The organism is Streptomyces sp. GESEQ-35 (assembly GCF_017948485.1).
Lineage (GTDB): Bacteria > Actinomycetota > Actinomycetes > Streptomycetales > Streptomycetaceae > Streptomyces.
Map to the genome: position 1 here is coordinate 537,363 of NZ_JAFFSX010000001.1, position 15,616 is coordinate 552,978.

Here is a 15,616-nt window from a genome sequence, read left to right on the forward strand (position 1 = left end):
GTCAGCTCGTCTTGCCCAAAGCCCGTTGCACCAGATCCGCAACGTCCATTGCGTCGATCAGTTCCTCGGCGTCGGCGGCGTCCGACGCGTCGGCGTCCGGGTCGTCGCCGTTGTCGCCGTTGTCGTCGTTGTCGTCGGCGAGGCCGAGGAGGGTCTCCAGGACGCCGGCCTCCTTGAACCGGGCGAGCGGCACGGATGCCAGGACCTGCCTGAGGTCGTCCTCACGCACGTCCAGGCCGTCGTCGGCCTCCCTCAGCAGCTCGGAGCGCAGATAGCCGACCAGTGCTTCGGGGGTGGGGTAGTCGAAGATCAGCGTCGCGGGCAGTCGCAGTCCGGTGGCCGTGCCCAGGGTGTTGCGCAGGTTCACGGCGGCCAGCGAGTCGAAGCCGACGTCCTGGAACGCCTGGCGGGGGCCGATGCCCTCTGCACCGCCGTGGCCGAGAACGGTCGAGGCGTGGCCGCGCACCAGGCGGAGCAGGATGCGGTTCTGCTCGGTGTCCGAGACCGCCCGCAGGGAGTCCGCGAGGGATGCGGCGGCGTCGCTGTTGTCGCTGTCGCGCTGCGCCGCCTGAAGCACCGCCTTCGCCTCGGGCAGATCGGCGAACAGGGGGCTGGTGCGGACCGAGGTGAACGCGGGAATGAAGGCACCCCAGTCCATGTCGGCCACGGTCACGAACTTCTCGTTGCCCTGCACCGCCTGCTCCATCGCTGTCACCGCCAGCTGCGGGGCCATGGGAAGGACGCCGCGGCGGCGCAGTTGGGCGAGGGCCGCCTCGTCCGTGCCCACCCCGATCTGGTCGAGCGCACCCCAGGCGATCGAGGTCGCCTTCAGCCCCCGGGCGCGGCGCCACTCGACCAGCGCGTCCAGGACGGCGTTGGCCGCTGCGGACGGTCCCTGTCCGCCGCCGCCCCACACGCCGGCGATCGAGGAGAACACCACGAACGCGTCGAGCGGCGTGTCCTCGAACTGCTCGTCCAGCCATACGGCGGTGTCCACCTTGGCCGCGAACACCTCGGCGAGATCGGCCACACCGGTGTCGTCGATGGAGCTGGTCTGTGTGATGTCGGCGGCGTGCACCACGGCGGTCAGCGGTTGGTCCGTCGCGGACACCAGGCGCGTGATCGCGTCCCGGTCCGCGTCCGCGCAGGACTCCACCGTCGTACCGACGCCGAGGCCGGCCAGTTCGGCACGCAGATCCGGCACGGCCTGGTCGGGTGCGTGCGCGGTGGTGGTGACGACGAGCCGTTCGGCGCCGGAGAGCGCGAGCCGGACCGCGGCGTGCTTGCCGAGTCCTTCGGCGCCGCCGGTCACCAGGACGGTGCCCCGGACCTGCCTGCGGCCGTGGCCGGCCGTTGCCTCCGGCACGGGTTTGCGGACCAGGCGACGGCCGTACACACCCGACCGCCGGACCGCGAGCTGGTCCTCACCGGCCGCGCCGTTGAGCACTCCGAGCAGATACCGGGCCGTACGCGCATCCGTCTTGGCGGGCAGGTCGACCAACCCGCCCCACCTGTCGAGGCGTTCGAGCGCGGCGGCCCGCCCGAGCCCCCACAGCGCCGCCTGGGCCGGCGAGGTGAGGGTGTCGTGGATGCCGATGTTCACCGCGCCCCTGGTCAGGCACCACAGGGGCTGGGTGACATTGCTGTCCGCCAGGGCCTGGATCAGCGCGAGCGTCGACGCGGCGACGGAGAGGGGGTCCTGCGGGCCGCTCGCCGTCTGCTGGTCCAGGGCGAGCAGGGACAGCACTCCGGTCACATCGTGTTCGGTCAGCACACCGGTCAGCCGCTCGACGAGCCGTTCCCGTGTCCGGTCGGACTCACCGGCCTCCAGCAGGACCATGCCGAACCCCAGTCCGGTCAACTCCTCCAGGAGAGCGTCGATCCCGGTGTCGTCCGGACGCTCGGACGGTACGACGACCAGCCAGCGTCCACTCGGCACACCGGTGGCTTCGCGTTCCATCGGCTGCCAGGTGACGTGATAGCGCAGCTTCTCCGCGCTCGACTGCTCACGCCGCTTGCCGCGCCACTGCGCGAGGACGGGCACGACCGTGCTCAGCGCGCTGCGCTCGTCGGCCGACGCCGTCTCCAGGAGCCCGCTGAGGGAGTCCAGATCGGCGTGCTCGACCGCCTGCCAGAAGTCGGAGTCCGCACCTTCGGCGACATGGTCGGTATCGCCCGCCGCTTCCGCCTCCTGGAGCCAGTAGTGCTGGTGGTCGAAGGCGTACGTCGGCAGGTCGACGCCTGCCGAGTCGGTTCCGGCGGGAAGCACTCCGGCCCAGTCCACGGGCACACCGCGCACGAACAGCTCGGCCATCGAGGTCAACAGACGGTGCAGGCCGCCCTCCTGGCGCCGTAGCGAACCTGTCACGACCGTGTCCGTGGCGCTGTCGGCGTCGTAGATGGTCTCGGTGATCGGCTGGACCAGCACCGGGTGCGCACTGATCTCGACGAAGACGCCGTGCCCCCGACCCAGGAGGTCGGCTACCGCCGGGCCGAATCCCACCTGGCCGCGCAGGTTGCGATACCAGTAGCCACCGTCGAGGACTCCGGCGTCCTGGATCCATTGGCCGGTGACGGTGGAGTAGAAGGGCACGGCCGGCGTCTGGGCGTTGATGCCGGAGAGGGTCTCGGCGAGGGTGTCGCGGAGGTCCTCCACGTGCCGGGTGTGCGAGGCGTAGTCCACGGCCACGCGCCGCACCCGAACTCCCTGACCGGACAGGGCATCCAGCGCCTCGTCCAGGGCCTGGGCGTCACCGGCGATCACCACTGAGGAGGGGCCGTTGACCGCCGCGACCTCGATCCGGTCCGCCCAGCGCTCCAGGCGCACGATGGCTTCGTCCTCGCTGAGCGCGACCGAGGCCATGCCGCCACGTCCGGCCAGTTGCCCGGCGATCGCCTGGCTGCGCAATGCCACCACCCGCGCCGCGTCCTCAAGTGACAGCGCACCGGACACGCACGCGGCCGCGATCTCACCCTGCGAGTGACCCAGCACCGCATCGGGCCGAACCCCGACGGAAGACCAGACCGCCGCCAGACCGACCATCACCGCGAAACTGGCGGGCTGAACGACATCCACCCGCTCCAACTCCGCGTCACCACGCAGCACATCAACGAGCGACCAGTCGATGAACGGCTCCAACGCCGCCGCACACTCCGCGATCCGCTCCGCAAACACCGGCGACGAATCCAACAACTCCCGGCCCATACCAGCCCATTGAGAGCCCTGGCCCGGGAACACCCACACCACCTTGCCCGGCGCCTCGGAGCCACCGACCACTACGCCTGGCGCACTCTCACCCCGCGCCAGCGCCTGCAACCCGGCCAGCGCCTCCGCATCCGAGGCAGCCACCACCACCGCACGCTCACTCAGCAACGCCCGACTCGACACCAACGCCCCAGCCACCCAGGCAAGCGGCACACCATCGGCATCCCCGACGAACGCCGCCAACCGACCGGCCTGCCCCGCCAACGAACCCGCACCACGCGCCGACACCACCAACGGCACCACACCACCGGACACCAGCGACTGCCGTGCCTCCCCGGCAGGAGCCTCCTCCAGAATCAGATGCGCATTCGTCCCACTCGCCCCGAACGAAGACACCCCAGCCCGACGCGGACGACCACTACGCGGCCACTCCCTCGCCTCCGTCAGCAACTCCACCGCACCCGCAGACCAGTCCACCTGACCCGTCGGCTCATCCACATGCAACGTCGCCGGAAGCAACTCATGCCGCAGCGCCTGCACCATCTTGATCACACCAGCCACACCCGCAGCAGCCTGCGTGTGCCCGATGTTCGACTTCAACGACCCCAACCACAAAGGCCGTTCACGATCCCGGCCATACGCCGCCAGCAACGCCTGCGCCTCGATCGGATCCCCCAGGGACGTCCCCGTCCCATGGGCCTCCACCACATCCACATCCGCCGGCGAAATCCCCGCGTTGGCCAAGGCCTTGCGGATCACCCGCTGCTGCGAAGGACCATTGGGCGCCGTGAGCCCATTGGACGCGCCGTCCTGATTCACCGCACTGCCCCGCAGCACCGCCAGCACCTTGTGCCCACGCTCCTGCGCCACCGACAGACGCTCCAGGACGACCACACCAACGCCCTCGGACCAGCCCGTCCCGTCAGCCGTCGACGAGAACGCCTTGCACCGGCCGTCGGCGGACAGGCCCCGCTGGCGCGAGAACTCCAGGAAGGCGTCCGGGCTTGCCATGACCGTCGCGCCGCCGGCGAGCGCCATCGAGCACTCGCCCTGCCGCAGCGCCTGCGCGGCCAGATGCATCGCCACGAGGGAGGAGGAGCATGCCGTGTCCACGGTGACCGCCGGGCCCTCGAAGCCGAAGACGTACGACACCCGGCCCGACGCCACACTCGATGCGGTGCCGGTCATGAGATAGCCCTGGACGTCTTCGGGCACCCGGTGGAGCCGGGTCACATAGTCGTGGTGAACGATCCCGGTGAAGACGCCGATGTCGCGGCCCCGGGTGGACAGTGGGTCGATGCCGGCCCGTTCCAGTGCCTCCCAGGAGGTCTCCAGGAGAAGGCGCTGCTGCGGGTCCATCGCCAGCGCCTCACGCGGCGAGATCCCGAAGAGACCCGCGTCGAACTGCGCGGCCTCGTGCAGGAATCCGCCCGAGCGGGTGTAGCTCGTACCGGCGTGGTCCGGGTCCGGGTGGTAGAGGCCGTCGAGGTCCCAGTCACGGTCGAGCGGGAAGCCGGACACCGCGTCCCGCCGCTCCACCACGAGCTTCCACAGCTCCTCGGGGCTGTCCGCTCCGCCCGGCAGCCGCGTGCTCATCGCGACGATGGCGATCGGCTCGTCGGAGGCCGTGGCCGCCGCGAGGGCGGGCACCTCTGTGTGCTCACCGAGCAGCTCGGCCCGCAGATGGCCGACCAGCACCTTGGGAGTGGGATAGTCGAAGACGAGCGTGGCGGGCAGGTCGGCTCCGGTGAAGTCGTGCAGCCGGTTGCGGAGCTTGACCGCGCCGAGCGAGTCGAAGCCGAGGCTCTTGAAGGACTGATCCGGGTCGAAGTCGAAGGTGTCCGGCTCCCGGTGGCCGAGCACGACCGCGGTGCTCTCCTTGACCAGGTCCATCAGCACACGGTGCTGTTCCTCGGCCGGGAGCCCGGCCAGCCGTCCGGCGAAGGCTCCGCCAGCCCCCGCGTTCCGCGCCACCACGCGGCGGGCGGACACGGCGACCGGCGCCGGCACGGAAGGCTGCACGGGCTCGGCAGCGCCCTGTCCGTGAACGGTGTCCAGGCTCAACGGGCCAAGTAGAGCGACGGGTTCGCCGGTCGGATCGGCCAGCTCGACGAGGTGGCGCCCGCCCTCCGCGGGGGTGACCCGCACTCGCAGCGCCGCGGCACCCTGCGCGTACACCGCCAGGGCGGCGCACTCGGACAGGTCACGCGGCTCGGCTCCGGTGTCCAGGACACGCAGTGCGGTGTCGAGGAGCACGGGGTGCAGGGTGAACTCGGCTGCTTCGTCGGCCAGTTCGTCCGGCAGCCCGATCTCCGCGAAGGTCTGTCCGTCCTGCTGCCACACGCGCTGCGCGCCGGGCAGGGGTGCGGCACTGTCCGCGGGCAGCGGCCAGGTCCGCAGGTCGAAGGCGGGTTGCGGCGTTCCGGGGACGAGAACGGCGCGGGCGTGGCACGTCCAGGGCGCGTGCTCCTCGTCGAGGGTGCGGCCGTGGACGGTGGCGCGTCGGCGCCCGTCGGGGCCTGGTGCGTCGACCGCGACCCGGATCTGGGTGCGGCCGTGCTCCGGCACCGTCAACGGCGCCTCGACGACGGTCTGTTCGATGCCTCCGCAGCCGACCTCGTCGCCCGCCCTGACGAGCATCTCCAGGAGGGCGGCCGCCGGTACCCGACCCGTGGCGCTGAACAGGCCGCGGCTGCGCGGCGTCAGGCGTCCGGTGAGGACGACGCCTCCGTCGCCGGGGACCTCGACGACCGCACCGAGCAGCGGGTGATCGGCGCCGACCGTACCGAGGGCCTCCGCGCCGCCCGCTGCGGCGGCGTCGGTCTCGACCCAGAACCGCTGATGCTGGAACGCGTAGGTGGGCAGTTCGGTGCCCGTCGCGGTGGTCGGCCTTTCGAGGAGGGCCGACCAGTCCATGGCCACTCCGCGTACGTGCAGTTCCGCGAGCGCCGTCAGAACGCCGGCGGGTTCGGTGCCGTCCTTGCGGAGGGTGGCGATACTGCCGTGCTCCCGGACGCCGAGCACCATCGCCGCGAGGGCGCCTCCGGGGCCCAGTTCGAGGAAGGTGGTGGCACCTTGTTCGCCGAGCGTGGTGAGGGCGTCACTGAACCGCACCGCGTTGCGTGCCTGGTCGACCCAGTAGGCGGGGGTGGAGAGCTGTCCGTCCCGGGCGAGCTCGCCGTTCAGAGTGGAGACGATCGGGATGTCGGGTGCGGCGTACTCGACGGACTCCAGCACCTGCCGGTACTCGTCGAGCATCGGCTCCATCAGGGGTGAGTGGAAGGCGTGGCTGACGGTCAGCCGCTTGGTCTTCCGCCCGGTCAGTTCGGAAAGGACCGCCTCGACGGATTCCTCGTCGCCGGAGATGACGACGGAGGTGGGTCCGTTGACGGCGGCGATGACGGCCTCTCCGCGCAGCAGCGGGATGACCTCGTCCTCAGTCGCCTCTACGGCGGCCATGGCGCCGCCGGCCGGGAGGCCCTGCATGAGGCGTCCGCGGGCGGCGACGACCCGGGCGGCGGCGTCCAGATCCCACAGTCCGGCCACGTGCGCGGCGGTGATCTCTCCGATCGAGTGCCCGACGAGGAGGTCCGGTCCTATCCCCCAGGACTCGAAGAGCCGGAACAGCGCGGTCTCCAGGGCGAACAGGGCGCCCTGGGTGTACATGGTGCGGTCGAGCAGTTCGCTGTCCGGCGATCCGGGTGCGGCGAGGACGACATCGCGCAGCGGGTGTGTCGCGTACCCGCGGAGGTGTCCGTCCACGGCGGCGCACGCGGCGGCGAAGGCGTCCCGGAAGACCGGGAACGTATCGGCGAGTTCGCGGCCCATACCGGCCCACTGACTGCCCTGACCGGTGAAGAGGACGGCCAGTTTGCCCGCGGCAGGGGTGCCGGTGACGGCCGCGGGGCTCCCTGTCCCCCGCCCGAAGGCGGTGAGGTCAGCGCAGAGCTGTTGCCGGTCGGATGCCAGGACGACGGCGCGGTGGTCGAGTTGGGCACGCTCGGTGGCGAGCGCGTGCGCGATGGCGAAGAGAGGTACGTCGGGCCGCTCGTCGAGGAAGCGGGCGAGCCGGTCGGCCTGGCCGCGCAGTCCGGCGGGTGTCCGCGCGGACACCGGCACAGGCACGAGCACGGGTACGGGTGCGGGTGCGGGGGTGTCCGGCGGGGTGGGCGCCGGCTGGTCGGGGGCTTCTTCGAGGATGACGTGCGCGTTGGTGCCGCCGATGCCGAAGGAGGACACTCCGGCGCGGCGCGGGTGGCCGCCCCGCGCCCAGTCGCGGGCCTCGGTCAGCAGCTCCACGGCGCCCGCCGACCAGTCGACGTTGGTCGACGGCCGGTCCACGTGCAGCGTTTGGGGCAGTACGCCGTGCCGCATCGCCATGACCATCTTGATCACACCGGCGACACCTGCCGCGGCCTGGGTGTGCCCGAGGTTCGACTTCACCGAGCCGAGCCACAGCGGCCGGTCGGCCGGCCGGTCCTGGCCGTACGTCGCGAGCAGCGCCTCCGCTTCGATCGGGTCGCCGAGCGTCGTGCCCGTGCCGTGTGCCTCCACGGCGTCCACGTCCGAGCTCCGCAGACCGGCGTGGGCCAGGGCCTTGCGGATCACCCGCTGCTGGGAGGGGCCGTTCGGCGCGGTCAGGCCGTTCGACGCACCGTCCTGGTTCACGGCCGACCCGCGGACCACGGCCAGGACACGATGGCCGTGGCGGCGGGCGTCGGAGAGCCGCTCCACCAGGAGCAGCCCCGCGCCTTCGGACCAGCCGGTGCCGTCCGCGCCGTCCGCGAACGCCTTGCACCGGCCGTCGGGCGCAAGGCCGCGCTGCCGGGAGAACTCGACGAACGTCTCCACGGTGCCCATCACCATCACACCGCCGGCCAGGGCCATGGTGCACTCGCCGCGGTTGAGCGCCTGCGCAGCCAGGTGCAGGGCCACCAGTGAGGAGGAGCAGGCCGTGTCGACCGTGACGGCGGGGCCCTCGAAGCCGAGGTGGTAGGCGATACGGCCGGAGGTGACGCTGCCCGAACCGCCGGTGAGGCGGAATCCCTCGACGCCGGACGCCTGGTGCATGCGCACGCTGTAGTCATGGCTGTTGACGCCGACGAACACGCCGACGTCCTGTCCGGCCAGTGTCGTCGGGTCGATCGCGGCCCGTTCGAGTGCCTCCCAGGACGTCTCGAGCAGCAGTCGCTGCTGCGGGTCCATCGCCAGCGCCTCGTTCGGTGAGATGCCGAAGAAGGCGGCGTCGAATCCGGCGGCGTCGTCGAGGAAGGCGCCGTGGCGCACGTAGGTGGTGCCTGCGTGGTCGGGGTCCGGGTCGAAGAGCCGGTCGGTGTCCCAGCCGCGGTCGTCGGGGAACTCGGTGACGGCGTCGACGCCGTCGGCCACCACGCGCCAGAGGTCCTCCGGGCTGTGCACCCCGGCGGGGAAGCGGCACGCCATCGCCACGATCGCGATCGGCTCGTCACTCGTCCCGGAAGCGGGGGCGACGGGCGCGGCCGTACGCTGCGCCGTGGTGCCGAGGAGCTTGGTGCGCAGATGCTCGGCGAGCAGCGTCGGCTTCGGATAGTCGAAGATCATCGCCGGGGAGAGGGTGAGCCCGGTCGCGGCGACAAGCCGGTTGCGCAGTTCCACCGCGGTCAGCGAGTCGAAGCCGGCGTCCTTGAACGTCCGGTCGGCGCGGACGGCGTCCACGGAGCTGTGTCCCAGGACCTCGGCGGCGTGGCGCAGCACCAGGGCGACCAGGGCCTCGGTCTGCTCGGCGTCGCCGAGACCGGCGAGGCGCTCCGCCAGGGAAGCGGGCCCGGACGGGGCGGCGGTCCGGGCCACCGGCCGTGACGCCGGTGCGAGACCCCGCAGCAGTGCCGGCAGAGGGCCGTCGGCTGCTGCCGCGCGCAGGGCCGGCACGTCGAACTTCGCCGCCACCAGCGTGCCGTCCGTGCCCGTTTCGGTGGTCAGGGCGGCGTCCAGGAGGGCCATTCCCTCGGCGGCGGTGAGGCCGCCCATGCCGATGCGCTGGTTGCGTCGCAGGTCCGCGGCGCCCAGGTGCTCGGTCATGGCGCTGACCGTCGACCAGTAGCCCCAGGCGAGCGACACGGCCGGCAGGCCGAGCCGGTGCCGCTGTCGTGCGAGGGCGTCCAGAGAGGCGTTGGCTGCGGCGTAGTTGGCCTGCCCGGGATTGCCGAGGACTCCCGCCGCCGAGGAGAACAGCACGAACGCGGCGAGGTCCAGGTCCCGGGTGAGCTCGTGCAGATGCAGCGCCGCGTCCACCTTGGGCCGCAGCACGGTGTCAACCCGTTCCGGGGTCAGCTCGGTGAGCACCCCGTCGTCCAGTACCCCCGCGGAGTGCACAACGGCGGTCAACGGATGATCGGCCGGTATCTCCCGCAGCAGAGCCTCGATTTGAGCCCGGTCCGAGGTGTCGCAGGCAGCGACGGTGACGGACGCGCCGAGCGCGGTCAGCTCGTCGTGCAGCTGCGGAGCGTCGCCGCTTCGGCTGGCCAGGACCAGGTGGCGGATGCCGTACGTGGTGACCAGGTGCCGTGCCGTCAGCGCACCGAGCGTTCCGGTGCCGCCGGTGATCAGTACGGTGCCGTCGGTGTCGAGCGGGCGCGTGTGCGGCGCGGCTTCGGGAAGCGCGACGGGGACCCGTACGAGGCGAGGCACCTCGGCGGCACCGCCGCGCACCCTCAGCTGTGGTTCGCCGCTCAGGACCACGGCCGGCAGCGCGGACCGGGAGTCGTCGTCGAGGTCCACGAGGACGATCCGGCCCGGATGCTCCGCCTGCGCCGAGCGCACCAGACCCCACACCGCGGCCGCGTCGAGCCCGTCGCAGTCCCCGGTGACCACGGCCAGCCGGGTCTCCTCAAGGGCGGGTTCCGCCAGCCACGCCTTCAGGACGGCGAGGGCTCCGCCCACCGCCGCGCGGGGATCGCCGGCCTGGGCGTCGTACAGCAGGACGTCAGGGGCGGGCCCGTCCGCCCCGGCCACGGCGGCAACATCCTCGCCGCTCGCGACGGACACCATGCCGAGGGAGCCGTCCGCGGCGGGCAGCGGCAGCTCCGTCCAGTCCACACGGAACAGGGAATCGTGCGGCAAGGCCCCGACGATCCCCGCCTGTTCGGGAGAGAACGCTGTCCCGCGAACGCTCTCGACGGTCATGACGGGCTGCCCCGTCGGGTCGGTCAGCAGGAGAGGCATGCCCTCTGCCGATGCCTCGCCCTGGCGCACACGCAGTGCGGTGGCACCCGACGCGAGCAGGGACACCCCGGTCCACTCGGACGGGAGCATGCCGCCCGGGACGACCGTGTGGACGGCGGCGTCGAGAAGTGCCGGGTGCACCCCGTAACGGTCCGCGTCACGCAGAGCGGCACCGTCCAGGGTGACTTCGGTGACCGGTCCGATGTCCGCGGGTATCTCCCGGCCGGATGCGAGCGTCAGCGTGCCGTGCGCGTGCCGCGTCCACTCGGCGTCCAACGGGGCGTCCGCGGCACGGGAGTAGATCTCCACGGGCCGCCGCCGCGCCTCGTCGGGCTCGCCGACGACGACCTGGATACCGCGGCTGCCATGTTGCGGCAGCACTACGGGCGTCTCGACGGTCAGTTCGTCGAGGACGGGGGCGGAGACCAGGTCGCCGAGCCGGATGGACACCTCGACCAGGGCGGCGTTCGGCACGACGACGACATCCGACAGGAGGTGGTCCGCGAGCCAGGGGTGCGTGCCGAGCGACCACTTCGACGTGGCCATGAGGCCGCCTGAGTTCGGCATGCTGACGACCGCGCCGAGGAGCGGGTGGTCGGCTCCGGCGAGTCCGAGGGAGGCCGCGTCTGTGGCGGTCCCGGTGGACCGGAGCCAGTAGTGCTGGTGGTCGAAGGCGTACGTCGGCAGGTCGACGCCTGCCGAGTCGGTTCCGGCGGGAAGCACTCCGGCCCAGTCCACGGGCACACCGCGCACGAACAGCTCGGCCATCGAGGTCAACAGGCGGTGCAGGCCGCCCTCCTGGCGCCGTAGCGAACCTGTCACGACCGTGTCCGTGGCGCTGTCGGCGTCGTAGATGGTCTCGGTGATCGGCTGGACCAGCACCGGATGCGCACTGACCTCTACGAAGACCCCGTGCCCCTGCCGGATCAACTCGGCCACAGCGGGGCCGAAGCCGACCTGGCCGCGCAGGTTGCGATACCAGTAGCCGCCATCGAGGACGCCACCGTCCTGGATCCATTCGCCGGTGACGGTCGAGTAGAAGGGCACCGCCGGCGTCTGGGCGTTGATGCCGGAGAGGGTCTCGGCGAGGGTGTCGCGGAGGTCCTCCACGTGCCGGGTGTGCGAGGCGTAGTCCACCGCCACGCGCCGCACCCGAACTCCCTGACCGGACAGGGCATCCAGCGCCTCGTCCAGAGCCTGGGCGTCACCGGCGATCACCACTGAGGAGGGGCCGTTGACCGCCGCGACCTCGATCCGGTCGGCCCAGCGCTCCAGGCGCACGATGGCTTCGTCCTCGCTGAGCGCGACCGAGGCCATGCCGCCACGTCCGGCCAGTTGCCCGGCGATCGCCTGGCTGCGCAATGCCACCACCCGCGCCGCGTCCTCAAGTGACAGCGCACCGGACACGCACGCGGCCGCGATCTCACCCTGCGAGTGCCCCAGCACCGCATCGGGCCGAACCCCGACCGAGGACCAGACCGCCGCCAGACCGACCATCACCGCAAAGCTGGCGGGCTGTAGAACATCGACCCGCTCCAGCAGCTCCGGCTCGGCCTCGCCACGCAGCACATCAACGAGCGACCAGTCGATGAACGGCTCCAACGCCGCCGCACACTCCGCGATCCGCTCCGCAAACACCGGCGACGAATCCAACAACTCCCGGCCCATACCAGCCCATTGAGAGCCCTGGCCCGGGAACACCCACACCACCTTGCCCGGCGCCTCGGAGCCACCGACCACTACGCCTGGCGCACTCTCACCCCGCGCCAGCGCCTGCAACCCGGCCAGCGCCTCCGCATCCGAGCCGGCCACCACCACCGCACGCTCACTCAGCAGCGCCCGACTCGACACCAACGCCCCAGCCACCCAGGCAAGCGGCACACCATCGGCTTCCTCGATGAACGCCGCAAGCCGCCCGGCCTGCCCCGCCAACGAACCCGCACCACCCGCCGACACCACCAACGGCACCACACCACCGGACACCAGCGACTGCTGAACGTCCTCGGCAGGCGCCTCCTCCAGAATCAGATGCGCATTCGTCCCACTCGCCCCGAACGAAGACACCCCCGCCCGACGCGGACGCTCACCGCGCGGCCACTCCCGCGCCTCCGTCAGCAACTCCACCGCACCCGCAGACCAGTCCACCTGACCCGTCGGCTCATCCACATGCAACGTCGCCGGAAGCACCTCATGCCGCAACGCCTGCACCATCTTGATCACACCAGCCACACCCGCAGCGGCCTGCGCGTGCCCGATGTTCGACTTCAACGACCCCAACCACAAAGGCCGTTCACGATCCCGGCCATACGCCGCCAGCAACGCCTGCGCCTCGATCGGATCCCCCAGCTCGGTGCCGGTGCCGTGTGCCTCCACCACATCCACGTCGGCGGGCGACAGCCCGGCGTTGGCCAGCGCCTTGCGGATCACCCGCTGCTGCGACGGACCGCTCGGAGCCGTCAGCCCGTTGGACGCCCCATCCTGGTTCACCGCACTGCCCCGCAGCACCGCCAGCACCCGGTGGCCGCGCTCCTGCGCAACCGACAGACGCTCCAGGACCACGACGCCCACGCCCTCGGACCAGCCCGTCCCGTCAGCCGTCGACGAGAACGCCTTGCACCGGCCGTCGGCAGACAGGGCCCGTTGCCGGGAGAACTCCACGAAGTTGTCGGGTGTCCCCATCACCGCCACGCCGCCGGCCAGCGCCATCGAGCACTCGCCCTGCCGCAGCGCCTGCGCGGCCAGATGCATCGCCACCAGCGACGACGAACACGCCGTGTCCACCGACACCGCCGGGCCCTCGAAACCGAACACGTACGACACCCGACCCGACGCCACACTCGACGCCAGCCCCGTGCTCGCGAAGCCCTCCAGTTCCGGTGTGACCGCGCCGGTCCCGTACCCCTGACCGAACAGCCCGGAGAACACCCCGACATCGGCGCCCTTCAGCGAGACCGGGTCGATGCCCGCCCGCTCGACCGCCTCCCAGGAGGCCTCCAGGAGCAACCGCTGCTGCGGGTCCATCGCCAGCGCCTCACGCGGCGAGATCCCGAAGAACCCCGCATCGAAGAGGCCCGCCTCGCGCAGGAAACCGCCCTGATTGGTGTACGAGGTCCCCGCGCGCCCCGGGTCCGGGTCGAACAGGCCCTCCAGATCCCAGCCCCGGTCGTCAGGGAAGTCCGAGACAGCGTCGACGCCGTCGGTGACCAGCCGCCACAGCTCCTCGGGCGAGGAGACCCCGCCCGGCAGCCGGCACGCCATGGAGACGATGGCGATCGGCTCGTCCGGGTCGGCGGCCGTGACCGGCTCGGCGGACGGTGCGGTCCTCGGGTCTCCGAGCAGCTCGGACCGCAGGAAGGCCGCGAGGGCCGCCGGAGTGGGGTGGTCGAAGGCGATCGTGGTGGGCAGCCGCAGTCCGGTCTGCTCCGTGAGCCGGTTGCGCAGGGCGACGATGGCCACCGAGGTGAAGCCCAGGTCGCGGAACGCACGGTCGGCCGGGACCAGTTCGGGCCCGGCCTGGTTCAGTACCTCGGCGGCCCGCGTGCGGACCAGGTCCTCAAGGAGTGCGTGCTGAGCGCGTTCCTCCAGTGCGGCCAACTGGTCACGCAGGGCCGCCGCGACGGCCTCGTCCGGCTCGTTCTGCGGGGCCGGTGTCCCGACGACCGTCGCCTCGTACCGCAGTCGGCTCGGCTGCTCGGCCAGGAGGCGGCGCTGGGTCTTGCCCGACGCGGTCCGGGGGATGCTCGTGACCTCGTGGATCCGTTCGGGCACCTTGTAGGCGGAGAGCCGCTCGCGGCACCGGTCGACCAGTGTCGCGGGGTCGAAACCGGTGGGGCCGGGGATCACGTAGGCGACCGGTACTTCGCCGAGCGTGTCGTGCGGTGCGCCGGCGACCGCCGCGTCCGCGACGCCCTCGACGGTGCGCAGAACCGCCTCGATCTCTTCGGGATGGATGTTCTCGCCGCCACGGATGACCAGTTCCTTGATCCGGCCGCAGATGGTGAAGTAGCCGGCGTCGTCGCGCCGGGCCAGGTCTCCGGTGCGGAACCAGCCGTCCCGTATCGCCTCGGCAGTCGCCTCGGGGCTGTTGTGGTAGCCGGCCATGACGTTCGGCCCGCTGACCCAGACCTCCCCTTCCTCTCCCGTGGGGACGTCGGTTCCGGTGGTGGGGTCGACGATGCGGACTCCGACACCCGGTACGGGCAGGCCGCAGGAACCCTCGACCCGGGCACCCTCCGGGGGGTTGATGGTGATGGCGCCGCAGGTCTCGGTGGAGCCGTAGGCGTCTACGAGCGGGATCCCGAAGGTCTCCTCGACGTCGCGGGCGAGGCCGGATCCGGTGACCGCGCCGCCGACCAGGCCGATGCGCAGGCTCGGCGCCGAGAAGCCGCTGTGCCGGGCGGCCGCCACCAGGTGGTGGTAGGTGGTGGGGACGCCGGCCAGGAAGGTCGAGTCGTTCTCGCGGAGCGCCCTCATGACGTCGTCGGCGGAGGCGCCGTCCAGGAGGCGGGCGGTGGCGCCGGCGACGGTGACGGACAGCACGCACGCGATGTGCGAGAGGCTGTGGAAGAGCGGGAGCGGCCACAGCACCCGGTCCTGATCGGTGAGACCGGGAATCGGGATGTAGCACGAGGCCACGGACCAGAGGCAGTTGCGCTGCGTCGACAGGACGCCCTTGGGCCGCCCGGTCGTCCCCGACGTGTAGAACATCCAGGCCAGATCGTCCAGGGCGAGATCGTCCCTGGCGGGCACGGGCGGCTCGCTGTCGGCGAGTTGGTCGTACGAGTGGGCTCCCGCCCCTGCCGGAACCGCGCCGGTCACGAGCAATACGGTCGCGGGCGCCACACCCGGCGTGCCCCTGAGGCGTTCCGCCCGGGCGGCGTCGGTGATGACCAACGCGGCGCCACTGTCGGCGAGGAGGTACTCCAGCTCGGCCGGCGCCGAGGCAGGGTTGAGCGGCACCCCGATGCCGCCGGCGCGCACGATCGCCAGGTAACTCTCCACGGTGGACACCGTGTTGCCGAGGCAGATGGCCACGCTGTCGCCGCGCTCGACGCCGAGGTGTGCCAGATGTCCCGCCAGTCTGCGCGTCCGTGCCTCCAGGTCCCCGTAGGTGACCGCTCGCCGGTCGTCCTCGAAGGCGACCTTGTCGGGGAAACGGGTCGCGTTCTCCAGGAGTGCGACAGGAAGGGGCTTGATGAGGTCGGTGCGCAC

1 protein-coding gene is annotated in these 15,616 nt (G+C 71.8%); it reads right to left on the reverse strand.

What is annotated here, in order from left to right:
* Position 1: 1 nt before the first annotated feature.
* Entirely contained in the window at positions 2-15,616 is a 15,615-nt protein-coding gene (locus KCH87_RS48785) for a type I polyketide synthase (RefSeq protein ID WP_308298729.1), read from the reverse strand.